This window comes from Wolbachia endosymbiont (group A) of Tromatobia lineatoria (genome assembly GCF_964028565.1).
Classification (GTDB): domain Bacteria; phylum Pseudomonadota; class Alphaproteobacteria; order Rickettsiales; family Anaplasmataceae; genus Wolbachia; species Wolbachia pipientis.
Genome location: NZ_OZ034791.1, coordinates 43,182 through 70,094, shown reverse-complemented (window position 1 = coordinate 70,094; position 26,913 = coordinate 43,182). Strand labels below are relative to the sequence as shown.

Annotated in this window: 23 protein-coding genes and 3 pseudogenes; 14 read left to right on the top strand and 12 right to left on the bottom strand. The window is 33.9% G+C overall.

The genetic code is table 11. The features are described from left to right. Positions 1–13: 13 nt before the first annotated feature. The 3 genes from ABWU48_RS00360 to der are packed head-to-tail and all read right to left on the bottom strand — an operon-like array spanning position 14 to position 2,374. Entirely contained in the window at positions 14–556 is a 543-nt protein-coding gene (locus ABWU48_RS00360) for a demethoxyubiquinone hydroxylase family protein (RefSeq protein WP_006279362.1), read from the bottom strand. Continuing rightward, the gene (locus tag ABWU48_RS00355) at positions 531–1,052 is read right to left on the bottom strand and encodes a disulfide bond formation protein B (RefSeq protein WP_010963042.1); all 522 of its coding nucleotides are present in this window, start codon (positions 1,050–1,052) and stop codon (positions 531–533) included. The genes ABWU48_RS00360 and ABWU48_RS00355 overlap by 26 nt, the downstream gene beginning before the upstream one ends. Then, positions 1,049–2,374: a ribosome biogenesis GTPase Der gene (gene der / locus ABWU48_RS00350; protein ID WP_353288380.1), complete on the bottom strand. Its 1,326-nt coding sequence runs from the start codon at positions 2,372–2,374 to the stop codon at positions 1,049–1,051. The genes ABWU48_RS00355 and der overlap by 4 nt, the downstream gene beginning before the upstream one ends. Before the next feature lie 131 nt (positions 2,375–2,505). Between der and ABWU48_RS00345 the strand changes: the two genes are divergently transcribed. After that, positions 2,506–2,715, top strand: coding sequence for a hypothetical protein (locus ABWU48_RS00345; protein WP_010081834.1), 210 nt, complete (start codon positions 2,506–2,508; stop codon positions 2,713–2,715). Between the two features lie 9 nt (positions 2,716–2,724). On the opposite strand, the pseudogene ABWU48_RS00340 reads toward ABWU48_RS00345, so the two are convergent. Together ABWU48_RS00340 and ABWU48_RS00335 are read right to left on the bottom strand one after the other, a co-directional pair. Continuing rightward, a pseudogene (locus ABWU48_RS00340) lies at positions 2,725–3,868 on the bottom strand (transposase). A gap of 296 nt (positions 3,869–4,164) precedes the next feature. Continuing rightward, the gene (locus ABWU48_RS00335; RefSeq protein WP_010963040.1) at positions 4,165–4,557 is read right to left on the bottom strand and encodes a TraR/DksA family transcriptional regulator; all 393 of its coding nucleotides are present in this window, start codon (positions 4,555–4,557) and stop codon (positions 4,165–4,167) included. A 106-nt stretch (positions 4,558–4,663) separates the two neighbouring features. Between ABWU48_RS00335 and ABWU48_RS00330 the strand changes: the two genes are divergently transcribed. Continuing rightward, positions 4,664–5,311 carry a heme exporter protein CcmB gene (locus tag ABWU48_RS00330; protein WP_010963039.1) on the top strand — a complete coding sequence of 216 codons (648 nt, stop codon included), beginning with the start codon at positions 4,664–4,666 and terminating at the stop codon, positions 5,309–5,311. Between the two features lie 476 nt (positions 5,312–5,787). Here ABWU48_RS00330 and ABWU48_RS00325 read toward each other — a convergent pair. The 3 genes and pseudogenes from ABWU48_RS00325 to ABWU48_RS00315 form a co-directional block, all read right to left on the bottom strand. Next, positions 5,788–6,108 (bottom strand): annotated as a pseudogene (locus ABWU48_RS00325) (tRNA (guanine-N7)-methyltransferase); the annotation flags it as partial. A gap of 6 nt (positions 6,109–6,114) precedes the next feature. Beyond that, complete coding sequence (locus ABWU48_RS00320) at positions 6,115–7,461, bottom strand: IS110 family transposase (RefSeq protein WP_353288272.1); 1,347 nt, start codon at positions 7,459–7,461, stop codon at positions 6,115–6,117. Between the two features lie 268 nt (positions 7,462–7,729). Continuing rightward, a pseudogene (locus ABWU48_RS00315) lies at positions 7,730–8,080 on the bottom strand (tRNA (guanine-N7)-methyltransferase); the annotation flags it as partial. A gap of 139 nt (positions 8,081–8,219) precedes the next feature. On the opposite strand from ABWU48_RS00315, the gene ABWU48_RS00310 reads away from it, so the two are divergent. From ABWU48_RS00310 to ABWU48_RS00300, 3 genes are all read left to right on the top strand, one after another. Continuing rightward, positions 8,220–9,869 carry a 30S ribosomal protein S1 gene (locus ABWU48_RS00310; protein WP_353288379.1) on the top strand — a complete coding sequence of 550 codons (1,650 nt, stop codon included), beginning with the start codon at positions 8,220–8,222 and terminating at the stop codon, positions 9,867–9,869. 29 nt (positions 9,870–9,898) lie between these two features. Continuing rightward, complete coding sequence (locus tag ABWU48_RS00305; protein ID WP_010963035.1) at positions 9,899–10,177, top strand: HU family DNA-binding protein; 279 nt, start codon at positions 9,899–9,901, stop codon at positions 10,175–10,177. 72 nt (positions 10,178–10,249) lie between these two features. Then, positions 10,250–10,576, top strand: coding sequence for a cell division protein ZapA (locus ABWU48_RS00300; protein WP_353288378.1), 327 nt, complete (start codon positions 10,250–10,252; stop codon positions 10,574–10,576). Here ABWU48_RS00300 and ABWU48_RS00295 read toward each other — a convergent pair. Continuing rightward, positions 10,551–10,829, bottom strand: a complete 279-nt coding sequence (locus ABWU48_RS00295) for a succinate dehydrogenase assembly factor 2 (protein ID WP_006279484.1) — start codon at positions 10,827–10,829, stop codon at positions 10,551–10,553. The two genes, ABWU48_RS00300 and ABWU48_RS00295, sit on opposite strands and share 26 nt — an antisense overlap. 99 nt (positions 10,830–10,928) lie before the next feature. On the opposite strand from ABWU48_RS00295, the gene rseP reads away from it, so the two are divergent. The 8 genes from rseP (at position 10,929) to surE (ending at position 23,082) form a co-directional block, all read left to right on the top strand. Next, positions 10,929–12,047 (top strand): RIP metalloprotease RseP, encoded by a 1,119-nt coding sequence (rseP, locus tag ABWU48_RS00290; protein WP_353288377.1) that lies wholly within the window; start codon positions 10,929–10,931, stop codon positions 12,045–12,047. 8 nt (positions 12,048–12,055) lie between these two features. Continuing rightward, positions 12,056–14,392 carry an outer membrane protein assembly factor BamA gene (bamA, locus tag ABWU48_RS00285; RefSeq protein WP_353288376.1) on the top strand — a complete coding sequence of 779 codons (2,337 nt, stop codon included), beginning with the start codon at positions 12,056–12,058 and terminating at the stop codon, positions 14,390–14,392. Beyond that, positions 14,393–14,944 (top strand): OmpH family outer membrane protein, encoded by a 552-nt coding sequence (locus ABWU48_RS00280; RefSeq protein WP_209472492.1) that lies wholly within the window; start codon positions 14,393–14,395, stop codon positions 14,942–14,944. A 4-nt stretch (positions 14,945–14,948) separates the two neighbouring features. After that, on the top strand, positions 14,949–15,380 hold the full coding sequence (gene fabZ, locus ABWU48_RS00275) for a 3-hydroxyacyl-ACP dehydratase FabZ (RefSeq protein WP_010082082.1): 432 nt from the start codon (positions 14,949–14,951) through the stop codon (positions 15,378–15,380). 45 nt (positions 15,381–15,425) lie between these two features. Continuing rightward, positions 15,426–18,308, top strand: coding sequence for an FAD-dependent oxidoreductase (locus ABWU48_RS00270; protein ID WP_264705919.1), 2,883 nt, complete (start codon positions 15,426–15,428; stop codon positions 18,306–18,308). A 303-nt stretch (positions 18,309–18,611) separates the two neighbouring features. Beyond that, positions 18,612–20,171, top strand: coding sequence for a proton-conducting transporter membrane subunit (locus ABWU48_RS00265; protein ID WP_353288375.1), 1,560 nt, complete (start codon positions 18,612–18,614; stop codon positions 20,169–20,171). After that, positions 20,156–21,499 carry a signal recognition particle protein gene (ffh, locus tag ABWU48_RS00260; RefSeq protein ID WP_095742798.1) on the top strand — a complete coding sequence of 448 codons (1,344 nt, stop codon included), beginning with the start codon at positions 20,156–20,158 and terminating at the stop codon, positions 21,497–21,499. The genes ABWU48_RS00265 and ffh overlap by 16 nt, the downstream gene beginning before the upstream one ends. Before the next feature lie 830 nt (positions 21,500–22,329). Beyond that, positions 22,330–23,082, top strand: a complete 753-nt coding sequence (surE, locus tag ABWU48_RS00255) for a 5'/3'-nucleotidase SurE (protein WP_010081939.1) — start codon at positions 22,330–22,332, stop codon at positions 23,080–23,082. Positions 23,083–23,102: 20 nt separating this feature from the next. On the opposite strand, the gene hisS is transcribed toward surE, so the two are convergent. After that, positions 23,103–24,329 (bottom strand): histidine--tRNA ligase, encoded by a 1,227-nt coding sequence (hisS, locus tag ABWU48_RS00250; RefSeq protein ID WP_353288374.1) that lies wholly within the window; start codon positions 24,327–24,329, stop codon positions 23,103–23,105. Then, positions 24,326–24,889 (bottom strand): NifU family protein, encoded by a 564-nt coding sequence (locus tag ABWU48_RS00245; RefSeq protein ID WP_022626407.1) that lies wholly within the window; start codon positions 24,887–24,889, stop codon positions 24,326–24,328. Before ABWU48_RS00245 ends, hisS begins: the two co-directional genes overlap by 4 nt. Before the next feature lie 160 nt (positions 24,890–25,049). Between ABWU48_RS00245 and ABWU48_RS00240 the strand changes: the two genes are divergently transcribed. After that, a complete protein-coding gene (locus tag ABWU48_RS00240) occupies positions 25,050–25,310 on the top strand; it encodes a J domain-containing protein (protein ID WP_227738613.1) in 261 nt (86 codons plus the stop codon). A 19-nt stretch (positions 25,311–25,329) separates the two neighbouring features. Here ABWU48_RS00240 and ABWU48_RS00235 read toward each other — a convergent pair whose 3' ends face one another. Continuing rightward, entirely contained in the window at positions 25,330–26,859 is a 1,530-nt protein-coding gene (locus ABWU48_RS00235) for an N-acetylmuramoyl-L-alanine amidase (protein ID WP_223823148.1), read from the bottom strand. Positions 26,860–26,913: the final 54 nt, after the last annotated feature.

Sequence of the window (26,913 nt, the reverse complement as noted above, 5' to 3'; positions counted from 1 at the left end):
GAAAGCTGCTTAGTTAAATTAACTTAGACAAGTAAATAGCAGTTTTGCAGCCTGTTTTTATGAATGATGATAAAATGTTGTAGCCAAATGCGCTTTCAGCATTGTGCTGAATTGCAATATCTTTGTGCTCTAACTCCTCGTCGCGAAATTTACTTATAGTTTCTCTTAATTCCCCATCTTCTAAATGTGAAACTTGCTCTTTGTAGTGCTCCCCGATAACTTCTTCAACTGCAGCAGTGCAAGCCATAGCAGCTTTTTTGCCCATAATGGCAGTTGCAACGCCAAGCGACACTCCTAAAACACGCCAAACAGGCAACAAAACAGTAGGACGAACTTTTTGCTCTTTGATTTTCTCATTAAAATAGTGAAAATGCTTTTTTTCCTGCTCTTCCATTTCAATTATTTCATTGATTATAGAAGATTTCTTAAGAATAAATTTTTGACCAGAATAAATGCAAATAGCTCCATATTCTCCAGCGTGATCTACTCTAATTGCCTGTTGCAAGAACTGATTGTTGCTGTACCTTAAATTATTTAGATTTCTTTCTTTCTCCACAATACACCTTACCTGATACGAACAGAGCTACTATGAGATAAATTAGATTCCATGTTGCTAAGGAAACACCTAGAACGTAATGAGGTCTGTCACAAGATGGAGAGTAATTAGGATTTAGTAGATTATTTCTGAGCTCTTCTATACTAACGTTACTACTTGCTTGCTCTGTACAACCTAAAACATCATGAAATAAGTGGAGTTCAAGACCTATATGATAAAAAGATATTACTGCACCTATGAGGTAGCTGCAAAACATTGCATAGATTAGAATTTTGTTGTCTTTAAGCATGCACGCTACTGCAAGTAATCCAGCGATATAGTAAACTATTCGCTCGTATGTACATAACTTGCATGGCAGCATGTTGAAAAAATATTCTAGCACATATGCAAAAATTAGAGCAGCGGCACTCGACAGCAGAAAGATTGCAGGAATTCTGGAATTATTACACATAACTTTAAGTAAATTATCCCTGAAAGTATAAAGCAGAGTATTCATTTTACATAGGGATTTTTATTTTTTTTCAAAAGCAATCTAACTGGCACACCGTCTGCAAAGAAATTTTTTCTGAGATCGTTAATTAAATAGCGTTCGTAACTTTCATCAACACTTTCAGGTATGTTACATATCAAAGAAAAAGCTGGAGGTTTAGTACCAATTTGAGCGATATACTTCATTTTAACTGCTTTGCCTTTTACAAGAGGGTGAGAATGTTTTCCTACAGCATCTATGAGCCACTTATTCAGTTTTGCAGTGCTGATCTTCTTGTTCAAGGATTCACTCACTTCAAGACACTTATCTATCACATCACCGCAGCGCATGCCTTTTAACGCAGAAATTGTTATAGTTGGCACTTCCAAGAATAACCTGGTTACTTCCTGTTGTTTGACAAATTTTATTAACCTGCTTCTGTCATCCTTACCTATTAAATCCCACTTATTTAAAACAACAATAATCCCTTTCCCTCCCTTAATTGCAGCTTCACCAATTGATAAATCCTGCTGCTCAATACCAACTAGGGAGTCTAGCATTAAAACTACCACATGAGAGCGCTTGATTGATTCCATGCTTTTCTCAACAAATCTTGATTCTAAGCCATCTACAACATTCGCCTTTCTGCGGATTCCGGCAGTGTCAATTAGAGTAATTAACTCTCCATCATGATCATATGTAATATCCACAGAATCACGTGTGGTACCTGGCTCTGAACTTGTTATTAGTCTGTTTTCTGCAAGTAAACCATTTAAAAAAGTTGATTTTCCAACATTCGGACGGCCGATGATCGCGATCCTCAGCCTACTCAGTTCATTGTTAGGTAACTCAGTGTTCTCGTTAAAATTTTCAATAACACCAGCTAATGCATCATAAAGATCAACCATGCCAAGATTATGCTCGGCAGAGATATACACCGGGCCAAGAAAATCAAAAAACTGCAAATAATCAACATTTTCGGATTTATGACTCTCGCATTTATTTGCTACTAGTATTACAGGTTTATTTATTTTTCTCTTCAGCCACTTTGCAAACTCTTCATTTCGCTCATTTTGCACTTTTGCATCAACAAGAAAGAAAATTATGTTTGAATTGGATAAAGAAAATTCGATTTGTTCAATAACTTGTAGTGAAAAATTAGTTTGGTCGTTCCATCCTCCTGTATCTATAACTTTAAACTCCAAATCGCTAATTCTCCCCATTCCCTCTCGCCTATCCCTTGTCACTCCTGGAATGTTACTCACTACTGCTGCTTTTCTTCCTACTAATCTGTTGAATAGGGTCGATTTTCCAGCATTTGGTAGGCCTACTATGGCGATTTTTAGCATAATTCAAGGGCATGTTCTATATGAAGTAAATTATAACCGAAACTTTTCAATTTAACTATTGACTTCGTAGATTATATAAGCATACTACAGTTAGAATTTTTTTATTTCGTTATGTAAAATATGGGGTAGTTATGCTAGTGTCAGAGCAAATAGAGAGTGTAGATAGAGAAGAATTAAAGCAACAAAATCATATACATAAAGATACAGAGTATTCGGAAGAGACGACAATATATGGGCATATTAATCAACATATGGAAAAAAACATCTCAAATACATTGCATGAAATATATGATGCTCTTATGTCATATAACGAATCGGAACAGCCAATGGCGTCAACTTAAGAACTTTCATTAGCAAACTCTCCTAAAGACATGATGGCGTTTAGGCTTATCTACTTTATTGCGGCTGTCCCGGTCGGATTTTAACTTTAGCGCGTATACTTAAAAAGGGCTTGAAAGTTTTTTGGCGCAATAAGTACCTGATAGAGTTTCTGTCTCATTACACTAAATAAAACTGAAAAATTTAAACGATACTCAGTAATTTGATCTGGGTTCCAAGGCCCTTGTGCATCACATATATGAAGCGATAATATATTGCACATGACCAAGTTTGCCCAAAATTCTTGTAATACAGCCTCTCCAGAAAAATTCTCTAACTCTGCTCCTACTTTGAGTCGTTTATAGCACTCCTCTATGTGCCACCTTAACACATAAGCTTTGCTCCAAAGTCTCGGTCAAAAACTCTGTTTCTCAGTTGGCTAATGTCAGCACTATAACTCTTACTTTCTGTCCTTTCATTTTATTTTTTAGCTTTTCATTTTCTAATATAAAATCAAAATCTAATTCGCCAGCGTTCCCATAGCTTACTATAATTTCTTTTTTGCAAGCGAAAAATAAAATCTACTTCCAAATTATAATGCTGCTGAATGAATTTTACTGAAGACGATCATAGATAAATAATAATTTCTCTTGATTTAATAAACGCATTTGAGTGATAACTTCGGGTAATTGCTCTGCCGCCAACGTTTGTTCACCTATATTCCAAGCTGCAAGACGAGCACTGCAAATCAATGAAGTACACAAATCAACAAACAAATTGCCAATGGTGCCTGTTGTTCCATTTGGTTCAAACTCGGATACAATTTCCCCAGAGCTGGGTAATCTCATACCAGAACCATCTGCTGCAATAAGTCTATAGCCTCTCCAACTCAGGTTCATCCTGATAGGCTGTTTGGATGCTTAAATTCTTGAAAGCCTGTATGGCAAATCTTATATCTTGCTTTAGAAAAAGCTTGCTTTGAGGGTACATGTCAATGGCTCCATAAGTTCACATTCTATTCCCAAACTTTTTTTAACTAACTTTAAAATCATAGAAAATACTGTCGAAAAAGGAAGTTTTCTTGTTCGTGTAAAACTCAACACAATGGATTTTCTGAAAAGTTTTCGAGTATATTATATTTTTAATTTGTAGAATAAGGTTTTTTCCTTTTTGCATATTTCACCTAAAAAGGACACATTTTAGACTTCTTTGTTGAAATAAAACAGAAACAAAAGTGCTGTCCCTTGCACTCTTTGGATAATTTAATGATAAAAAATTTGGAGAGAAATTTTATACACTATCGCTGATATTTTTCCTTAAGTTGACGCCATTGCCTGAACGGATACAACTTAATTTTTAATCTGCAGGAGTCAAGTTGAGAATGTCCAATTTTCCACTTTCTTTATAGCATAACATACTTCAGCGCCTCTTGCTCCTATTGAAGTCCAATGGGCTCACCACTTATGTGTAAATTAATCGTTAATGTTGTACACGTTCTTTTCTTTTTCTACTCTCTCTTGCTCTTCAATACAATATATAGCAAGCGGATTAGCTTTAAGTCTTTCGACTCCTATTTCTTCTCCTGTTCCATCGCAGTAACCATAAGTGCCTAATTTTATTTTTTCTAACGCCTCCTTAATTTTTTCTTTTCTATCTTTTCGACGCTTGATTAATTCCTCGTTTCCACTATCTTCATCAGAATAGTATGTATCAATACTATTATCTTCTAGTTCTTGTTTCTCTAACTCAGCGAGTATTGATTGTAACTTTAAGCTGAAGTATTCCAGTTGTTTTACGCTCATATATTCTTCATCTTCTGAAGGAGTGTAATCTTCTGGTGACTTTATTTTTGGTAACTTTTCCATAATTGCATTATCAAAAAAATAATAAAATCTATATAATTTATGAACAAAAAATTATACTACCTCAAAGTAAACACTATAATTTATAATAAACATTTAAAAGCCTAGTATGATCGACTCAGTAAAAAAATTAGTAATAGATGATAAGAACTTTACCTATATAGTATGCATTTTTATCATAATGTTAAGTTTATCTTCATTTACACTTAAAAACAACAATAAACAAGAAGTTATGTTAACATTAACATGGATATGTGCTACATTTGTTTTGCAGATTTCTACAAATAATTTGTTTACATCTGATTATCATGATGGAATATTAGAGCAAATCTTTGTACAGCCACTCTCTTCTAGGCTTATAGTTGCTTATAAAATTTTCGCTCACTGGTTATTATTTGGGTTACCGATTTCAGTAATTTCTTCCATATTCAGCTTTGCAATTCTAGGCAATAGTATTGAACACTCAATAGCAGTTGGAGTGTCTTTATTATTTAATACGCTGATAATCACTAATATTTCAGCTACTGGAAATGCATTGATGATTGGTCAAAACAACTTAGCATCAGGAGTATCGCAAATTCTTGTTTTGCCAATGATAATGCCAACCTTTGTGTATTTTAAAATGCTAACTCAATTTGAAAATTTATCCTTGAATATTTATACACTACTAATCACCATCTTAGTTTTTGTTATTTTGATTGTTAACAGCACCATAACTACTCACATGGCACTAAAATTTGCTGTGGAACAGGATTGAAAAATCTTACTGTTATTCAGTAGACTTCTTGCATAACCTAGAAAAAAGGCAAATAGTTATTATAGATTTAGGTTTATCGACAATTTGAAAAACCTTCATTCCAGCATCCTTCCCTGTCATCCAAGTAGCCCTTCGTTGTCATCCCAGTGTCAAAAACTGGGATAACAGCTAACCTGACAACCGTCATCCCGCTACTTGTTAGCGGCTAAGAGATACCGTGACGGTATGACGGTTCGCGGTGGCATGACGATAAGCCTCATCATCCCGCTACGTGTTAGCGCCGCGGCGGTATGACGATTCGCAGCGGCATGACGAGAAAGGGGCTACTTGGATGATACCTTTTTTCTACTTAGTTTGGGTTATGCAAGAAGTCTATTCCTTCATAAGGAGAAGTAGTTAAAGGAATTTACTCTATTTCTCCCTCTTTTTTTATTATTTTTAATCTATAGTTAACGTAAAAGAGATATGCAAAAACTCTATTGATCCATAGTCTGCAAATTATTAATAACACTTACTTTAAAAAACCTCACTTTACGCTGATCTTTGAGCGCTCTTCTGTGGTATTTTGTAAGAGTATAACTTGTGAAATCGTCTTCCCTATAGATTAAAGAGTTACACTGCTTGATATGTGATGCTATCCACTCTGCATAGTCCTGATGATCGTTTGCAATGAATATTTCCCCTGTTATAAGTATTTTTTTTGCTAATAAATTTAAAAATTCCGTATTAATTAATCGTCTTTTATTGTGACTTCTTTTTGGCCATGGATCTGGAAAGAGAATAAAGAATCTTCTAAGAAACTCCTAAGAACCTTCTTCATCTATCGGCTCCTCTTTCATTAGTATATAACCAAATTCCTTTGCTTTTTTAGTCAAATTTTTGACTACTCTCTCTTTGTAGAGTGTTTCATAATAGTTCATTCCTTTTTCTACATATTCTTGTCCATATTTTAGCATATTATAAAAAATACATGCTAATTTCCTTGCTGTAGCAGTGATCGCTTTTGGTATCCCTAGTCGCTTCTTTAACCTCCTGCAGTATGCACCAAGTGCAGTGTTGCTTCTTGATACACAATGAGCAGCAAGTCGCAAGGCAGTTGCAGCACGATTAACAACTTTACGAGTTCTTGTTCCAATAATTTTCCCTCCTGTAATTTTATTAGCAGGACTTAATCCGAGCCAGGAAGAAAAATGCTTTTCTGTCCTCCATTTATTGTGATTTATACCTGTTTCTGAAATGATAGCCTGTATACTTAATACATCAAGTCCTGGAACTCTAGTAAAATCCATCCCCGTTATTCGATATAAATCTTCATCTACGGCAAAATCTGGACTATTCTTCTGTTTTCTCTTTCGTGTCTTATTCAATGCCCTGTTCTCATTCGACTTTGTTTCAAATGTTTTATAGTAATTTTCTATACTTTTATCACATCCCGTTATTTGCTCTTGAAAAAAAGTATATGCTGCATATTCTTGTTTTAGCACAAACAAGTGTTCCTCTCTATAATCACCAGCTAACGCTTTTGCTATAGTAGACTGATCATTTTTTATTCGTGCATCCCTGAATTTAGCCAATTTCTCAGGATCTCTTTCGCCTTCAATTATAGCTTCAATGATTTTCATACCAGTTATCCCAGTAATATGACTAATAACCTTGTGTAATTGAATATTCATTTGAATTAGCGCTTTTTGCATACGTTGAGTATGTTTAGCTGCATTTTCAATTAGATTAGCACGTTGTCTAACGTAACTACGCAGTACACACATTTGATTATCCGGTCTAAATGATCCTTGAAGCAGTCCATAGCTGTGCAATTGTTGCAGCCATTGATAATCTTGAACATCAGACTTTCTACCAGGCACATTTTTGACATGTCGCGCATTTACTAATTTTACTTCAAATTTATGTGATTCTAATATTTGAAATAAGGGAATCCAATATACTCCAGTTGACTCCATGGCTACAGTTCTAACCTGACACTTTTTTAACCACTTTGCTAAGTTGTGTAGATCTACTGTAAAGCACCCAAATTTTTGGATACGTTGTTCATCTCTTCCTTCAGGTACACATACATAATGTACAGTCGAGCCAATATCAATCCCTGCTGCATCAAGGTTTATTGTTTTTAATTTACTTTTTGCTTCTGCCATATAAAATCCCTCCTATATTATTATGATAAGAAGCACTTCAGCTTGGGACGGTTAGGTTATACAATCTTCTAAACGAGGTAGCCCAAAAAGAACTCCATCAATGGTTTTACCATTTCCCCCAAAACCATGCTTTCAAACGGGCATTTATAGCACCATTGATTGTTTCGGTTATAGCTGCAGAAGCGCTTCTTCATAACACTATACCCAAAGAACATAAAATAAAGAGGGAGTTTCTTTTTGGTTTTACAGATTTTATCTGTTCTGGGCTTTCAACACTGTTATCAGGAAAATTTGCAATCAATTCTCTTGCATCTTCTGTCCACATTAAAATATTTTTTATGTTCTGTATTTCTATGTTTGTTAGCAAGCGAGAAACCCCCTTTAAGTAGGGCTCACATCCTATAAATAATAGATCAGGTTCATTGAGCACCTGGTAAAGCATATTTTCACCGTTGCCAAAGCCTATTTCTACCCATATTCTTTTTTGTGAATTTACAATTTTCTCTATAGATTCCTTGCTGTTTTGAATAGAATATTTTTCCAATATTTCATCAACATCAGGTTTTAGCCTGGACCTTCTGGAGAACGATCTAATCCACTTGCTATTCTTAAATAGCATATTCTTGATACATATATAATTTTCTCACTATATTTTATATAGCTTAAACAATTCTCGAAATGAGTTAATGAAAAATTACTTGTCAATAATTGTTAATATTATATAATATATGAGTTCTAATAAAGTTTAAGTTAAAGGTATGAATAATAATCCAGTCGTAAATCTACCGGTTACTATCAGAAAGCTATCATCAAACAAATTTATAGAAGAGATATGTCAAGGCCAATTTGAGGATCAAGATAATACCTTGTTTGAAGATTCTTTTGTTAACAAAATTAAAGAAGGAGATGTGGTAGAAGGTGTAATTACAAGAATAAACCCTAACGACGTTGTGGTTGATATTGGTTTAAAATCTGACGGGAGAATTCTGATCAAGGAACTCGGTTGTAATGATGAGGTCATTATTGGCTCGAAAATCAGAGTTTATGTGGAAAGAATTGAAGATTATCATGGTAATGTTGTTCTTAGTCGTGAAAAAGCAATTAGGGACGAAAAATGGAATAAGTTGGAAGAAGGTACAGTTACAAGGGCTGAAGTAAGCGGAGTTATTAAACGCTCAATTAAATGTGGCTTTATTGTTGATCTTGGTGACGGAATAAGCGCTTTTTTACCGCTGAGTCATGTGGATTTCAAGCAAGTAAAAGATGCGAAGCACCTTATTGAAACTGAACAAAAGTTCATCGTGCTTAAAATGGATAAGAAGCAGGGCAATATTGTAGTATCAAGAAAGCTGGTGTTAGAAAAATTGCACGCTGGTGAAAAAATTAAATTTTTAGAATCTTTAAATGAAGGCGATATAATAGAAGGGAAAATAAAAAGTATCACTCATTACGGTGTATTTGTCGGTATTCATGAATCAGATGTAGTGGGAGTTATAGATGGATTGTTACATATTACAGATATCTCTTGGAGTAGGGTAAGTCATCCGTCTACAGTTTTTACTTGTGGTCAGACTATAAAAGTTAAAATTATAAAAATAGATAAGGAAAATGCTAAAATTTCCTTGGGTGTGAAGCAGCTAGAAGATAGCCCTTGGCAAGATGCAGAGTCAAAATATCCAGTTGATAGTGTGCATAAGGGTTATGTAACAAGCATAGAAGATTATGGATTATTTGTTGAGCTTAGACCTGGAATTGAAGGTTTAGTGCACTCGTCAGAAATAACTTGGGTTAAGAGTAATTTACCAGTTAGTAGTCTCGTAACAAGGGGACAAGAAGTATATGTAAAAATTCTCAGTATTGACATTGCTAAGAGTAGGGTGAGTTTAAGCATGAAAAGGTGTGTAGACAACCCTTGGCAAGTATTTATCAATAAATATCCTCCTGGTTCTATTGTTTCTGGTGAAGTGAAGAATAATACCGGCTCATATGTATCTGTTGCTTTCGGTGATTCTGAAATAGATGAGAACGTAGAAGGGACAATATATGTGAAAGATTTTAGTTGGTCTAAAAATGGTTCAGATGAGATAAAGAAGTATAATGTAGGTGATAAAATAGAAGCAAAAGTAATAAGGGCTAACGTGAATCGGGCAAGAATTTATCTTGGAATAAAACAAATAGAGTATGATCCTCTTGAAGAACTGATAAAGAAAGTTAAGGTAGGTGATAAAATACAGGTTATTGTAGGTAAGAGAGAAGATAATGGACTAGTCGTTGAAGTTGAGAACGATGTAACCCTTCTAATAGATCAAGAGCATTTACCAGAGAATAAAAAATTCTCTATATCAGAAAAAATAGAAGTTGAAGTATTGGGTGTTGAAGAATATAACATAGCATTATCTGCTAAGTGATAAGGTTTACTTATTTTGGCTTCATATAAATGGCAACAAAGTCTGATATAATAGCGAGGGTAGCAAAAAGACATCCTTTTTTAGATAAGATTGTTATAGCAGCTATAGTTGATAGATTTTTTGGGATACTTTCAAGCACATTGAAACATCATAATAGAGTTGAAATTAGGGGGTTTGGTTCTTTTTCAGTTAGAAGTTATAACTTGAAAGAAACAAGCCATTTAATGTTACAGAAGTTTACAAAGAATCAATACTTTAAAACATATTTTCGTAGCAGTAAAAAATTATCTGATTTGATAAATGAATAAAAATTTATACCATAAATAAGATGAAAGTAGGGGTTTGAGTTTATACTGTACGATAGAAATTTTTAGCACCATATGCAAGTAGTAGAAATAGTTATACGTAATAACACATATAAAATATCTTGCGAAAGTGGGAAGGGGAATCATTTATTACGCCTTGCTAATAGTTTTGACAAGTTAGTTAGTTCTGTATCTCAAAAAACTGGAGGTAAGGGTTCGGATGCATTAAATTTCTTACTTGCAGCACTAATTCTTGAGGATAAAACTTTAGAATTAACAAAGCGATTAGATGAAGTAAATCAAGAGCGCGAAAAGTATAGAAACGAGAAAAGAATAGAATATACTGAGGTACTAGATAAGGTAAATAAGATTATCACTAATCTTGAGTGCATAAAGGATTAGCTTCAATAAAGCAAGCAATTAAATTGACTATCTGACTATTCAAGCCAGGAGGGAGGTTTGTCTTACGAGTTATGTAACAATATAATTCGTAATCATCAAGATCAACTATTTTTTCGTATTCGATTAGTTCGCTTAAGGAAAATTTATCAAGATATTTCAATGCGAAATGCCCTAAAAGTATATCGGTTTCTTTGCAACCCCTATGCCAGCTTCTATATATTAATTTTCTTCTGAGTAGTGAGGTATCTGTCATTACAATTAAACTTTTTTTAATTTAAAAGTTAAACTAAATACTTGTCAAGCGAGGCGCATTTTAATATACTTAACATTTTGTTAAGATCTAAATATACAGGTGGAATTAATTTCTAATCTTATCCATCAATTTAGCGATGGAATATATTATTTTTTATCATTTTCTTTAATAATTTCTGTCATAGTATTCGTGCATGAATATGGGCATTATGTTGTTGCCAAAGCATGCAAAGTTAAAGTTGAATCTTTTTCCATAGGTTTTGGTCCTGAAATTTTTGGTTTTAACGATAAGTCTGGAACTAGATGGAAATTAAGCGTTGTTCCATTGGGTGGTTATGTTAAAATGCTAGGAGATACTAATGCAGCGAGTGTCCCAGCTGATCAACAAGAATTAACGGAAGAAGAAAAATTGTATTCATTTCATACAAAACCGCGTCATAAAAAAGCAGCAGTAGTTTTTGCAGGGCCTTTTGCAAACATGGTATTTGCTGTTATAGCTTTTACAATATTTTTTAGCATAGCAGGTTATTATCGCACTCCACCGGTGATTGAAAATGTAATCGAAGGTAGTGCAGCTAAGCAAGCTGGTTTGTTGCCAGGTGACACTATTACACAAATCAATGAGCATAAAATAAAATACTTTGAAGATATTTCACGTGTGATAATGTCGAATCCTAAAACAAGAATGGAGATTGAGTATAGCAGAAATAATGAGAAGCACAGGACCAGTTTAACTCCATTAATAATCAAGGACAAAGACGTTTTTGGCAACACAATAGAAAGAGAAACTATAGGGATTATTTCAGTCAATACATTAAAGCAGTTGTCTTTTCTTGGGGCTGTGAGCTTATCAGTAAGTGAAACTTACCACACTATGTGCTTAACGATTAAAGCTATCTTTCAAATTATTGTTGGTAAGAGGAGTGCAAGTGAAATAGGTGGACCAATAAAAATCGCAAAATATTCAGGACAATCAGCTAAAAAGGGATTTATTATGGTTCTATATTTTATGGCAATCATTTCAGCTAATTTAGCTGCAATTAACTTGCTGCCAATACCACTGCTAGATGGTGGGCATTTATTTCATTATATCATAGAAGCGGTTATACGTAGGGATTTAAGCTTGAAATGTCAAAAATATGCAGCTATTTTTGGTGCTTTAGTGTTGTTTTTGCTTATGGCAACTGGAATGTCAAATGATATTAGGGATCTTTTTTGAAATAAAATATGAAAAAGCTATTTTATATACTGGTAGTGGTTTTTATTTCTTTTCCTGCCCTGCTTGTTGCTTTAGGAACTGCGGAAAAAGTGCAGGTGAAAGATGTCAAATGTATTGGTAATGAGAGGGTAAGCAACCAGACAATAGGGTTCTATATAAAACTAAAATCTGGTGATTATATAAACGACGATGATATAGACTCAATTATAAAAGATCTATATAAAACAAAGTTATTTGCTAGTGTTAATGCTTACATAGATGATAAAAAAAATTTAGTAATAAAAATTCAAGAAAATCCACTGATTAACAAGGTAGTGTTAAAAGGCAATAAGTTATTTAACAGCAAAGAGCTGCTAAGTAATGTGATTCAATCAAAGTCGCTAACTATTTTAACTGAAATAAAATTGCAAAACGATTTAGTGAATTTAGTCACTACTTATAGAAATAACGGTAAGATTGGTGTTAAAATTGAATATGACCTGAATAAGCTTGATGGCAATAGAGTCAATCTAATTTTTAAAATAAAAGAAGGCAAAACCTCTAAAATTAAGGATATAAGATTTATAGGCAACAAAAACTTTTCTGAAAATGAGCTAGAGCAAGTTATCAAAAGACATAGTAATGACATATTTAGTAAGTTATTTAGAGCTATTTTTAAAGGCGGAAATCATTATTCACCGCAATATCTATTGATTAACACAGAATTGCTCGATCATTTTTATTCATCTAAAGGATATATTCAAAATAATATTCAACCAATTGTTGAGGTTGATAATAACAATCAAATAGAGTTAACTTTTTTGATTGACGAAGGACAGCAGTATTTATTTGGAAATAATGAGGTTAATATTGAAACTGAAATTCAGGATTTGAGCCTAAAAGAAGAAATATTGGATTTTATAACAGAGGAAAACGATAAGATATTTAATAGAGTTAAAATTAATAATACAGTAGAAAAAATAAACAAATATTTAAATGAGAAAGGATATATATTTGCAAAAGTTAATCCAGAGTATGCACAACGTGACAATGTTGTAGATGTAACCTACAGAGTGCTGCCGGGTAAAAAGATTTATATAAATCAAATTACAATTGATGGTAACGATCGCACTTTAGATAAAGTGATCAGAAGTAAGCTAAGTGTAGCAGAAGGTGATGCGTACAATATATCTGAGATTCAAAAGTCACGTAAAAAACTAATGAGTAGTGATTTTTTTGAAACAGTGAAAGTAAATAGTTATGCAGTTAATGATAATGCAGTAAATCTTGACTTAAGTGTTAAAGAAAAAAACACTACTTCGTTGTATTTGGGAGGAGGTGTGTCTCTTCCTGGTGGAGCATTGATTAAAATTGACCTCAAAGACCGTAATTTATTTGGTACTGGAAAAGAGCTCTCTTTTGCTCTTGAAAAAAGTCAATACGTATTTTCTACTGATTTAGAGTTTGTTGAAAATAATTTTAACGATTCTGATACGTCACTAGGCATGGGTGTATTTTATGAAAAACAAGATAAACCAAACACTACTTTTGATAGTTGCGATATGGGATTTTTTACAAAGTTATCATATAAAGTCACAGAGAACTTAACTAATTCCCTTCGCTATTCTTATAAGTATAATCATATACACATGGATAATAAGGGTGGACAAGACACCGATATCTCTGAAATAATACTGGACCGAAAAGGTAAACATCAGATTTCATCAGTGGGATACACGTTGGCATATAATAAACTGGATAACCTCTATACTCCAAAAGAAGGGTATTTACTGCGCTTAAGTCAGGATATTTCAGGATTGGGAGGAAACGTGAATTTCCTGAAATCTGAATTCTTATCTTTTTATACGCACCCTATATTAAGCAAAATTGACGATGATATAACGCTACGCTTTAAGATGGCGGCAGGTCATATTTTTTCTTATACTGATGAAAATCTAAACATTGGCCAGCACTTTTTTAAAGGGGGTAATGAGATTAGAGGGTTTGACCTTTCCGGTATTGGACCAAGAGCAGAAGACAAAAATAAAAGCTCATTAGGAGGCAAAACTTATTTTAATCTAACACAGCAAGTGGATTTTCCTCTACCAAAACTATATGACTATGCTGGTATCAAAGGCTCACTATTTGTTGACTATGCAACACTTTTTGGCTTAGATGATAAAAATAAGAAGTATGAAGGGAAATACTATGATAGCAAGCTTGTGAGAGTGTCACCAGGTTTTGGCTTTTCAATGCTTTCTCCTTTTGGTAGACTTAGATTGGATTTCGGGTTTCCTTTAGTAAAGGAATCTTATGATATAATACCATCACCAAATGTTAAATTTTCTATTGAAGCGGGGATTTGAATGAAATATATACAGTTATTTATATCAGTTATTGCCTTAATTATTTCCTTATTTGTGGGGTATAAGTTTGTAGGATATCAACCTCAGAACACAAAGGCTGCAATTATCGATAGTGACAAAGTCATCAATGAATCTCTTGCTCTGCAAAATATACAACAACAAATAAAGGAGCAGAATTCTAGATTACAACAAGAATTTGAAAATGAGTTAGAAAAACTTAAGCCATCAAAAGAAGAATTTGACCTTTTGTCAGAAGAAGCAAAAAAGGAAAAGACAGGACAATTTAATAAGCACACTGTAAATGTTAGAGATAATTATGCTAAAAAAATGTTACATTTAGAAGAAAGCTATAGAGAAGCAGTAGAGAGTGTTTTTAACAAGATAAAAGAAGTCGCTAAAAAAACGGCAGAAAAAAACAACATAGATTTGGTACTATTTATTTCAAAAAAGAACCAAGTTTTATACTCCATGGATGAAGTTGATTTATCAGATGTGGTATTAAACAATATAAACAAGGAAATACCTGAATTTGCTTTAAAAGGCATTGAATAGACTTATGCAATTTAATATCAGTGATATTATAAAAACACTACCACATTCTTATCCGTTTCTCTTAGTAGATAGAGTTATAGAGTGTGATCCTGGTAAAAGTATAAAAGCAATCAAAAATGTGACTTTCAATGAGCCATTTTTTATTGGCCACTTCCCTGGTCATCCGATAATGCCAGGAGTCTTGATAATTGAATCTCTAGCTCAGGCATCTGCTATATGTGTTCTAGGTAAAGAAACAATAGAAAATAAAGTTGTTTACTTGAGATCCATTGAAAATGCAAAATTCAGAAAGCTAGTTACTCCAGGGGACACATTGATTCTTCAAGCTAACATTCAAAGTGTGTGTTTAGGTGTATACAAATTTAGGTGTATTGCATCTGTTAGCGAAGAAAAAGTTGCAGAAGCAACAATCTCAGCAGTATTGCAAAATAAATAAAATCTTCATCTGTAAGAAACAGCATGTACACTTTATAGTATAGCAATGAAGCTGAATTTCAAAATCTCATTTTCGAATCTATATACTCGCAATGGATTAACAAAATTAGATGAGACATTTTTGAATTATATTAAATCATGTGATGAGAGCTTGTTTTGTTCATTAATTGAAGCAAGAGAAAAAGCAGCTTCTTCTTCGATGTCATCCCAGTGTCACCTCCCATCATCCCAGTGTCACCCCCCGTCATCCCAGTGCTTGACACTGGGATCTAGAAAACAAGAAGAACGGTCAGCTACTTGGATGACAGATAGCCAGCTCATTATAGACCTTTCGTACTTACTTGATGGATTTATTGCAAAACTTTTCAATATTGAAAAAGAAATAGAGGAGCTAAAGAAAAAGCACAACGACTTTGCTGTAATATATAAATGCAAAAGGTTATTTGTCCAACGCTATGCATTGAAGAAATACACTAATGTGGCGAATATAAATATTACTAACAAACTAAGTCCTTTTCTCACTTTGCCAACAACAGAAAAAAATTTCGCTGAGCAGGTGATGCATTGGTTTGAAGATAAAGAAAATCACAAAGAGGAAATAGAACTTGCGGCACAATATGCAGCGTGGAGAGTGAAAAATAAACAGAGCATATTATTTAGCATACATAAAAAAATTGACCACGAAAACCTCATACCATTTTCTAAAAAAGAAGTAGACAAAGTTGAAGTGCTGTATTCAAATGAAGTAAAAAGACGATACGGTTTTGACCTAACAAGTGAAAAGGCTAGTTTAGATAAAGCATTGGATAATGCTCACTACTGCATATTTTGTCATAAGCAAAGTAAGGATAGCTGCTCAAAGGGGCTAATTAATGATGACAATACTTTCAAAAAGTCTCCACTTAGAGTTGAACTGCACGGCTGCCCACTAGAGCAGAAAATATCAGAAATGAATCTGGTGAAAAGCGAAGGGTACAGCATAGCAAGTCTTGCAATTGTGATGATAGATAACCCATTATGCGCGGCTACTGGACACAGAATATGCAATGACTGCATGAATTCGTGCATATATCAAAAACAAGAACCCGTAAATGTGCCAGCAATTGAAACAAGGATTCTGGATGATGTGCTCAGTTTACCGTACGGATTTGAAATATATTCTCTGCTCAGCCGTTGGAATCCTTTAAATTTTCAGCGTTCATTGCCAAGAGGAAACACTGGAAAAAACGTTCTAGTTGTAGGCCTTGGTCCTGCTGGTTTTAATTTAGCTCATCATTTGTTGAATGATGGGCATAACGTTATTGCCATTGATGGACTAAAAATTGAGCCTTTGATCGATAATTTCCAGCTAATTAAAGATTTCAAACACGAAAAATTGAGTGAACGCACGGCAGGAGGGTTTGGTGGGGTGGCAGAATATGGCATTACTTCTCGGTGGGATAAGAATTACTTAAAGATTATTAGATTACTGCTGGAAAGACGTGAGAATTTCGTACTTTATGGAGGCATTCGTTTTGGTGGCACGATTAATGCTGATGACGCGTTCAACTTGGGTTTTGATCACATCGCCCTAGCACTTGGCTCTGGTAAGCCACGAATGATCAAAATAAAAAACATACTAGCTCGTGGAGTACGCATGGCATCTGATTTTCTGATGTCGTTACAACTGACTGGCGCTCTTAAATTTGATTCTATAGCAAATCTGCAAGTTCGTATGCCGATAGTTGTCATAGGGGCGGGGCTTACTGCGATTGACACTGCCACTGAAGCTTTAGCGTATTATCCAATTCAAGTAGAAAAATTTCTTCTTCGTTATGAGATATTAGTTGATAAGTATGGAAAGGACTGTGTTGAAAAAGATTGGACAGAAGAAGAGCGCGAAATTGCGAATGAGTTTATATCGCACGCACAATTGATCCGAGAAAAGCAAAAGTTAGCAAAAAAAGAGAATAGAGAAATAAAAATATTAGAGTTAATGCAGAGCCTCGGGGGAGTGAAAGTTATATATAGAAAAGAGCTAAAAGATTCACCGAGTTATCGATTAAATAGCGAAGAGGTGCAAAATGCACTGTCAGAAGGAATTTACTTTATTGAAAACTTAGAGCCAGTTGAAGTTGTGACGGATAAATATAACCATGCTGAGTCAATAAAACTGATAGACACAAAATCCGGCGAAATCAAACGTATAAAAGCACGTTCTATTTTTATAGCAGCAGGTACTGAGCCAAATACAGTTATTGCAACAGAAGATAAAAAGCATTTTAAATTAAGTAATGGGTATTTTACTCATTTGAATTCATCAGGAAAAGAAATAGACCCAATATTTTCTCCTAAAATGCAAAATAAAGATAGAATATTAGTGTATAAGCAAGGCAATAAAACAATCAGCTTTTTTGGTGATCTTCACCCTTCGTATAGTGGCAGCGTCGTGAAAGCTATGGCAAGTGCTAAAAACGGCTACCCTATTATTTCTCAGCTTTTGAGTGGAGTTAATAGCTTCGTTTCTGTCATTCCAGTGTGTGATGTTGTGGGCCAGAAAAAAAATGCGTGGTCAAGTGTTGAAGACCTGGCTAATAAAGAATTATTTAATAGAATCAAAGAGCAATTCACTGCAAAGGTTATAAAAGTTCAATATTTAACAGACAAAGTTGTGGAAATAGTGATCAAAGCACCACTTGCGGCAAAGAATTTTAAGCCTGGGCAATTCTTTAGATTGCAAAATTTTGAAACCAATGGCAGAAAAGCCAATAATACAAACCTTGCTATGGAAGGTATAGCCGTAACCGGCACTGAAGTAGACAAAAAAAAAGGAATTATTTCCACTATTGTGCTGGAAATCGGCGGCTCCACTAATTTATGCAGACACTTAAGAGAAGGCGAGCAAATAATTCTTATGGGCCCAACTGGCAGACCTACTGAGGTTTACTAATTCTCAATATTAAAGTGATGCCAAATTTTATTTCAAAAAGTAAATAATTTACTAACGCTCGTGCACAAATTAAAAATAAATTATGCACGAGTGTAGCGTTATGAATTAGGAGTGCTATATTAAAGCTTACCTCACTATTAAAGCTATCGGTCAGATTAGATTAAAAACCTAATCTGACCGGTTTCTCTATAACCCTCTAAACTCTGATATAATTATATGATAATTAGTTTAATTAGTGGTTAATATGCAAATTGATTTTATTCATATATTGAGATAGCATAAACCATATTGGTTTTAATTATTGTGCAACTTTATAAATCGTCACTGTTACTTCTACTGACTGTATTAATAGTTATAGTCCTAAAATTACCTGAAAATTTGAGCATTGCAGTAAATTGGTCTCTCCCAATTCTAGATTTTGATTTATCTTTTCGTACCATACTAATATCTTTTTTATCAGTTGCATTTTTAGCTGTTCTACCAGCACAAAATTTGACTTTTTCAGAGATGCTATCTTTTGCTGCTTACACTATTAGTTCACTTTATGCAGTTTTATCTGAACATATGATATTGGTTATAATATTCTGTGAATTAATGACCATCAGTGCATTTTTTATTATCGCAGCTAGCTGTAGAGATAGTGGACCTGCAATAAGGTACGCTTGTGTACACTTTTTCGTTGGAGTTATATTAATAGCAGGATTGGCACTTCAAAGCACTAACCTGATAATTTTGGGTTTATTGATAAACTGCGCTTGTTTTCCTTTTTCATTTTGGGTTGTTGATGCATATCCTGCTGCATCGCTACATGGCACCACATATCTCTCTTTATTTACCACTAAAGTCTCTTTTTTAGTGATGCTTTTACACACTTATAACCTATGGCAAGATTGTACTGAAATATTAGCGCTTGTAGGCGCCATCACTGCAATTTACAGCATTATATTTGCTTCTCTTGAGCAAAATATTCGCAGATTTTTATGCTATAACGTTGTAGGACAAATGGGCTTGCTGATTATTGCAGGAAGTTTGCTCAGTCCTTCGGAAAAAGCAATACCAATTTTGATACTGCATATAATCTTCTCTCTTGTTTATCAATCATTATTGTTTGTGGTCAGTAATTCGATTATTTCACAAACAAAAACAATTAGTTTTAATGGAGTGGGTAAACTGATGTCAGTGGAAGGCATGTGTGCTATAATCGCAATACTTACAATGGCTGCATTTCCTGGAACCGTTGGATTTATCAGTAAATCATATATCACAGCTGAAATTGAAATGAACACTGTTGCCTTAAAAGGGTATAAAAATTTATATAAGCTTCTAAATTTGCTGCTTCATTTAAGCGTGGGGCTAAAGTTTCTTTATTACTTATTTATTGCAAAAAGTAAGTCAAAACCTTTAGCAGAGAGAGGAAGCAAAATGACTATGATTATTTTAGCATTTATATGCGTAATCGCTGGCAATCTTTACTTACCTATTTACAATAAACCTTCGATTTTCGATTTTGTGTACAACACAAAAAATATTTGGTCGCAATTTAATTTATTACTATGTACCACTTTATTGTTTATTCCTTTACGCAAGTTATTTTACCCGAGAGTAAATTTTAAAATGGATGTTGATTGGATTTTTAGAGCTTTCATACCCTATATTATCTTGCTGTTCAATCAGTTAGTCTCTAAAACTAGAGAAATGTTTGCCAGCGTAGTGCAAAACTTGACTAATCCACTTGTTGGTTTATACTTTAATAATATTACTAAACTTAAAGAAGTGCTGAGTTATAACTCAGTGAGTTTTGTTTCAGCTTCTTCTCTCTTTTTAATGAGTATTCTACTAATGCTATTATGTTTAAATCGTTAACTGAAAGTTTAAATTCTGTATTTAGTAAACTGAGAGGAAAGTCAATCATTTCTGAAGATGATTTTAATCTTGCCATGCGTGAAATACGCATAGCCTTAATTGAAGCTGACGTTTCACTTGAAGTTGCAAAAAAATTCATCAACGACATTAAAGATAAAGTGATTGGGGAAAAAGTCATAAAAAGTGTTTCTCCAGCACAAATGATAATTAAAATTGTACAGGATAATTTAGTTGCAGTTCTCGGATCAGAGAAAAGTGACTTAAATCTAGCAGTTAAACCCCCTGCTGTGATTATGATGGTGGGCTTACAAGGTGCAGGTAAAACAACTACCTCAGGAAAGCTTGCTTTAAAACTAAAAAAGCAAAAGAAAAAAGTGATGCTTGCCTCTTTAGACATTTATAGGCCTGCTGCCCAGAAACAACTTGAAGTGCTAGGTAAACAAATAGATGTGCAAACTTTACCTGTAGTAATAGATGAGAAGCCCATTACAATTACAAAAAGGGCAATAGCAATAGCAAAGAACGATAATTATGATGTATTAATACTAGACACTGCAGGCAGGCTTCATATTGACAATAATATGATGAATGAGTTGAAAGCCGTAAAGGAAATAGCTTCACCTGCAGAAGTTATTTTAGTAGCCGACGCAATGATAGGCCAGGATGCGGTCAACATTGCCAAATCATTCAATGAGGTAATAGGTGTAACCGGCATTATTCTCACCCGTGTTGATGGTGATGCACGTGGTGGTGCTGCTCTTTCTATGAAAATGATCGCCGATTGTCCAATTAAATTTATTGCTTGTGGTGAAAAATTAAGTGACCTCGATGATTTTTATCCCGATAGAATTGCAAAAAGGATACTTAGCATGGGTGATGTTGTCTCATTGGTTGAAAAAGCTGCTGAGATTGTTGGTCAGGAAGAAATTGATAAGTTACAAAAGAAAGTGAAAAAAGGTAAATTCGACCTAAACGACCTAGTGGGAATGTTAAAAACTCTGAGTAAAATGGATGGCATTAGCAACATAATGAAATTCATTCCTAGTTCATTTACAAAAAAGCTAAGTAGCAGTGTGCCAGATGACAATAAAGTGAAAAAATATATAGCCATCATAAACTCAATGACTGAAAAAGAAAGGCAAAATCCAGATATTTTAAATGGCAAAAGAAGACTTAGAATTTCTAAGGGGTCCGGAACAACTGTAACTGACATTAATCTTCTAATTAAGCAGTATAATCAAATGAGCTCTATGGTAAATAAGTTCAGTAAAGTTGACCATAGTAAACTCAAAGAATCTGATTTGATGGATATGCTAAGCAGAAAGTAAGTCAGCAGGTAGTGGAATGAGACAAATCATCAGTAAACCTTTAGCTATATCAAAAGCGGCTTAGGTCTCGCAAAAAAATTTACAGCTTCTTGCTAGCCAAGAAATTTATTATTAATTTTAAGAAATACTATAGCTGACCCAAGCAACACGTCATACCGCCGCGGTATCTCTAGATCCCGCTAACAAGCAGCGGGATGACGGTTGTCGTTTAGCTATAAATATTTAAGAAATTTACTAAACAGAAAAAAAGGCAAAAGAAGCCCCGTAGTTGGCTAATTACTTACATTATACTTTCAAGTATGGCGTTTTTTTATTCTAAACGCTTAATAACCGCGACTCAGCTACTTTTAAATGCAACTAACCTTAGCTATAAATGTTTAAGAAATTTACTAAACAGAAAAAAAGGCAAAAGAAACCCTAGGGTAGCTAGTTATTCACTATCCATTTTTTAAGTTGGCGTTTTTTTATGTTTTAAACGCTTTATAAGCGCGTTTCAGCTTATGTAGGTAGAAGTTTGATAAAGACATAAGGTGCACATAGTGCAAAAAATTAAACATGAGACACCAGATACGTGAGTTTTTTTGTCATTTAATCTGTACAGAGAAGATAAATAAATAGCTTCAGTTTCATGATAAGGGGGCTGGCGGAGTTTGTCAAGTAAGTTTTTTCGTTTCTATTGTAATGACAGTTATGGCCTGTGCAAGAAATCTATTGATTTACAGCAGGTTCTTTGTTACAGTCCACAGTTATGCAAAGAAACTTAAAGCCTCATGAGTTTATTTACAGCCAGTGGTTTACATAATTTGGAGCTGTATAGCTGAGTATTGTATATGATAATATTGATAACAAACGATGATGGCTTTGGAAGTGAAGGAATAAAATTACTCAAAGAGGTTGCACGGAATTTTGCGTCAGAAATATGGATAGTGGCACCAGATACTGATAGAAGCGGAGCTGCAAGATCTCTTGATTATCCAGTGAAACAATCTATTGGAATAAAACAACATAGTGAAAGGGAATTTAGTGTGTCTGGTACTCCTGCAGATTGTGTCATTATTGCGCTAAATAAAGTTATGAATAAAAAACCAGACTTAATATTGTCCGGAGTAAATATTGGATCAAATGTCGGGGACGATATTTGTTATTCAGGAACAATTGGTGCTGTAATGGAAGGTGCTGCAAGGTCTATACCTTCTATTGCGCTAAGCCAAGTTTATCATGATAAAATAGACTGGCACAATACAAAGGTTTTTGCACCAAAGGTTATTGCCAAGCTAGTTAAGGTTGGTTGGCCTAAAAACATAGTGATGAGTGTAAATTTTCCTGCTACGGAAAAAGTAAAAGGAGTAGAATTTGCTGAACAAGGTGAATATAACATTGATGGGGATTTAACTTTTACTGAAAATTCGAATGGCTCTTTTAGCTTAAATTGGTCTCGAGAGCACTCAGGCAGTGGTAGTATAAATAAAATAAAAGAAGGATTTATTACTATTACACCGGTAAAATTAGATTTTACAGATTATGATACTTTGAATACTATGAAAAATTCTTGTGCAGACGAATTTTCTTCTATAGCTGACTGAGAAAAACATTTGCATTGCTCCTAATAGATATTTTCTATTGTGTTATCGCGAGCAATTATTTTTTCTTCACCTGTATCCATGTTTTTAATCTTTAAAGTTTTACTACTCAATTCTTCATCGCCAAAGATTAAAGCAGCTTTAGCATTTGCTTGATTTGCTTTTTTCATTCGGGTTCTGAGCGTTCCGCTATATTCATAGATTACATATAAACCATTTCTGCGCAATTCATTTGCAAGTGTTAAAGCATGTTTTTCAGCCTCTCTACCGATTGGAATTAGGTAAATAGGTCGCTCTTCTTTCGCAGAATAATTGATTAACTCCATTATGCGCTCAATACCCCCTGCAAATCCTATTGCTGGAGTGTGTTTTCCACCTACTGAAGATACTAAATTATCGTATCTTCCACCGGCAAAAACTGCCCCTTGTGCACCTAAATCCTCTGTAACAAACTCAAACACTGTGTGGCAATAATAATCCAAACCTCGAACTAGTTTATTGTTTACGGTATAAGGTATATCAAGAATTGTTAATCCATTTAGTATTTGTTCAAAGAAATCTGAGGACTCTTTCGTATAATAATTGCTGATTTTAGGCGCATCAGAAATTATTGATTTATCTTTCTCATCCTTGGAATCCAGTATTCTGAGTGGATTTTTGATCAACCTATTTTTGCTATCTTCTGATAGATCATTTTGATACTTTGTAAAGTATAAGATCAAAGCTTCTCTATATTTAGTTATTGTTTCACCATCACCTAAAGAGTTGATTTCCAGCTTTACATTTTTATTGATGCCAAATTCAGTTAGTAAGTGCTGAGCGAGTGATATCAATTCAATATCAGCTTTTGGATCTTCTATGCCAAAAACCTCAAAATTTATCTGATGAAATTGCCTTTGTCTTCCCTTTTGCGGTCTTTCATAGCGAAATGCAGGTCCTGTTGAGAATAATTTTATCGGTGTTTGCAGTTTTTTTTCAATGAGTAGCCTGACAATCGCTGCAGTGAACTCAGGACGTAAAGTTATGCTCTTTCCCCCTTTATCATTGAAGCTATACATCTCTTTAGTGATGATGTCTGAGCTATTACCTAAGGTTTTTGTAAAAACCTCCGTGCACTCAAATATTGGAGTTTGGGCGGGCAAAAAGCCGTATAAACTTGAGATTCTGTTTGCTGTTTGCTCTATGTATTTAAACTTGTACCATTCATCAAACAGGAGATCTTTTGTTCCTCTAACCGTTTGATTAGTCATAGTGTGGTCTCTATACCTGCAATCTCTGGTATGTGGTAGCTCAGCATATTTTGCACTCCTTGCTTTAAAGTAATTGCAGCACTTGGGCATCCAGAGCAAGCTCCTTGCAACTCAACATAAACTATTCCATCTTTATAGCCACGAAATTTGATATCGCCACCATCTTGAGCAACTGCAGGTTTGATATGACTTTCCATCAATTCTTTTATTCTATTTACAATTTCTATATCATTTTTATCAAAAAATTCTTCATCTGGATCATTCACTTCTTCTTTATCTAGTGCTTTTCCACCAGAAGTAAAGTGATTCATGATTGTAGTTAAAACTTCTACTTTTAATATATCCCAATTAATTCCATCCAATTTTGTTACTGAAATAAAATCATGACCGAAAAATACTCTTACCACATGCTCTATTTGAAAAAGATTTGCTGCTAGTTTAGAATTTTTTATCTCATTCGCATTTGAAAAATCAGCAGTTTCTCCTTCGTTTAAAATTTCAAATCCAGGAAGGAATTTTAGCGTATTTGGGTTTGGTGTTTCTTCAATCTGGATGAACATGTTATTTACCATGACAATTATAATTGTTACTATTTAATCATAAAATGATAAAAAAATATACATGTCATTCATCTTTTTTCTTTTTTTAGTATTCATAGTAATTACATTTGTCTTGCCTAGCGTTGTTATATTTTTTCTTTTCCTGACAAAAAAAAATAATATGAGTTTCATGATGAACTCTATATTGAGTAAGTTTTTGAACGAATTTAGTAGCAGTAGAAGTTATACTGAAAATTACACTGGTGATAACATGTCCAAGGATGAAGCATTAAAGATACTGGGGCTGAATCCTGAGGCAAGTCAAAATGAAATCAATAAAGCATATCAAAATTTAATGAAATTAGTTCACCCAGATAAGGGAGGCTCGGAATATTTTGCGCAAAAGCTAAATGCGGCACGTGATAAATTGTTAAAAAAGTGATCTTAAAAAAAGTTTTCGTTTAACGAATTTCTTCCTTTGCTTTTTCTAAATACTCCAATATTGCTTCATGTAGTGCAGTCCATGTTATCTGTTCTTCCAGGGAAGGTATAAATTCTTGTCTCCAAGCATTCTTAAACTCCTGAAACCACTGTTTTTCAAAACCCTGAAATTCTAAAGAAATATCTACTTTAAAGCTATCAATTAAACTGGAAACTTCTGCAGCTTTAGAGCTATCTAGTGATTTTAAAGATAACACTCCACTCTTTAAAATCTCTAACTCTTCCAATACATTAAGCTTAAATGGTTTATAGAGTGAAGACCATATGCGATATCTTAAATAAGAATCATAGTATAACTTAATTTTGTACATTAAAGTGGTAGATGCATCAGGAGAAATGTTATTCTCATATTGTGCAAGAGAAGATAATAAATTCTCATAATCTACTTTGCTTAAACATGGTTGTAGAGTCGATTTAATTTTTTCACTAAAGGTTAGATAACTAGAAGAAATGCCATGACTATATTCACTAAAGAATTCAGGAAATATATCTGCTTGTTCTAGTTTAAGAGGTAGATCTTTTCTAATTTCTCTTGGTAAATTATGTATTGAAAACTGATAAATAACCCATACAAAATTCTCATCAAACTCATCTGAGTAATCAGCATTATTATCAGGAAAAATTACATTACCTTTCTTATCATTCCAAGGTTCTATCTTATAGAAAAATCTGTTCAGCCTTTGTTTTAATTTCAAAATACCTTCATTTCTATCACCTGCTTTATACAATGTTTTGCCCATTTTGTGTTTAGCATCTTTAGGGTTTATTCTGTCACTTATGTGCAATCCAATTTCATTTTTCTCTAATAACTCCCAATCAAACAATTTGTGTGGATCTGGTTTACGCATTGTATAGCCAAGCTCTGGATCATACACTATAGTTCCTATTTCAGAATGACTAAATATCATATCCCTTTTAATTTTAAAACGCTCCATAAGGTATAAAATCAGCTCTTTAACAGATCTCATTTGCTCTTCCGGAAAAGGCTCAAGTCCTGTGTTTACAATTTCAATACCTACAGAATAGTTGTTAAGCTTCCGTAACTCTTCAAGCTTACTATCTACCTTAACTCTTGCATAACTAATACCAGCATGCCATGCTTCTTTCTCTAATGGAACCATTAAGGTGATGCTGCCATCCCTATCGACAATAAAATGAACTGACAATCCTCTAGCATTCAGCGTATCTTTTGTACCTTTTAGTGTTGATGTTTCAGTATGGTGAACTATAACCATTAACACTTTTTTACCTGCCCTATCACCATAATTTAAAGCTGAAGCTGGATCTAAAAATAACAAATCCTGATCTTTCAATAATGGTAATTTTTCTTGTAAATCTTGAAAATCATTCTCGATATTGCTTGAACTGGATACTTGCCCAGATATGAGAAATGCTGAGACAGTAATCAGTAAAACTAATAAATATTTGTTGACTTTAGATAGTTGGATTTTCATACCATCTTCATAAACACTTTGTAGATAATTTTTCATTATATAGTTAGAATAGGGTTGTTGAATAAATTTACAAGACAAAATCATACTAGT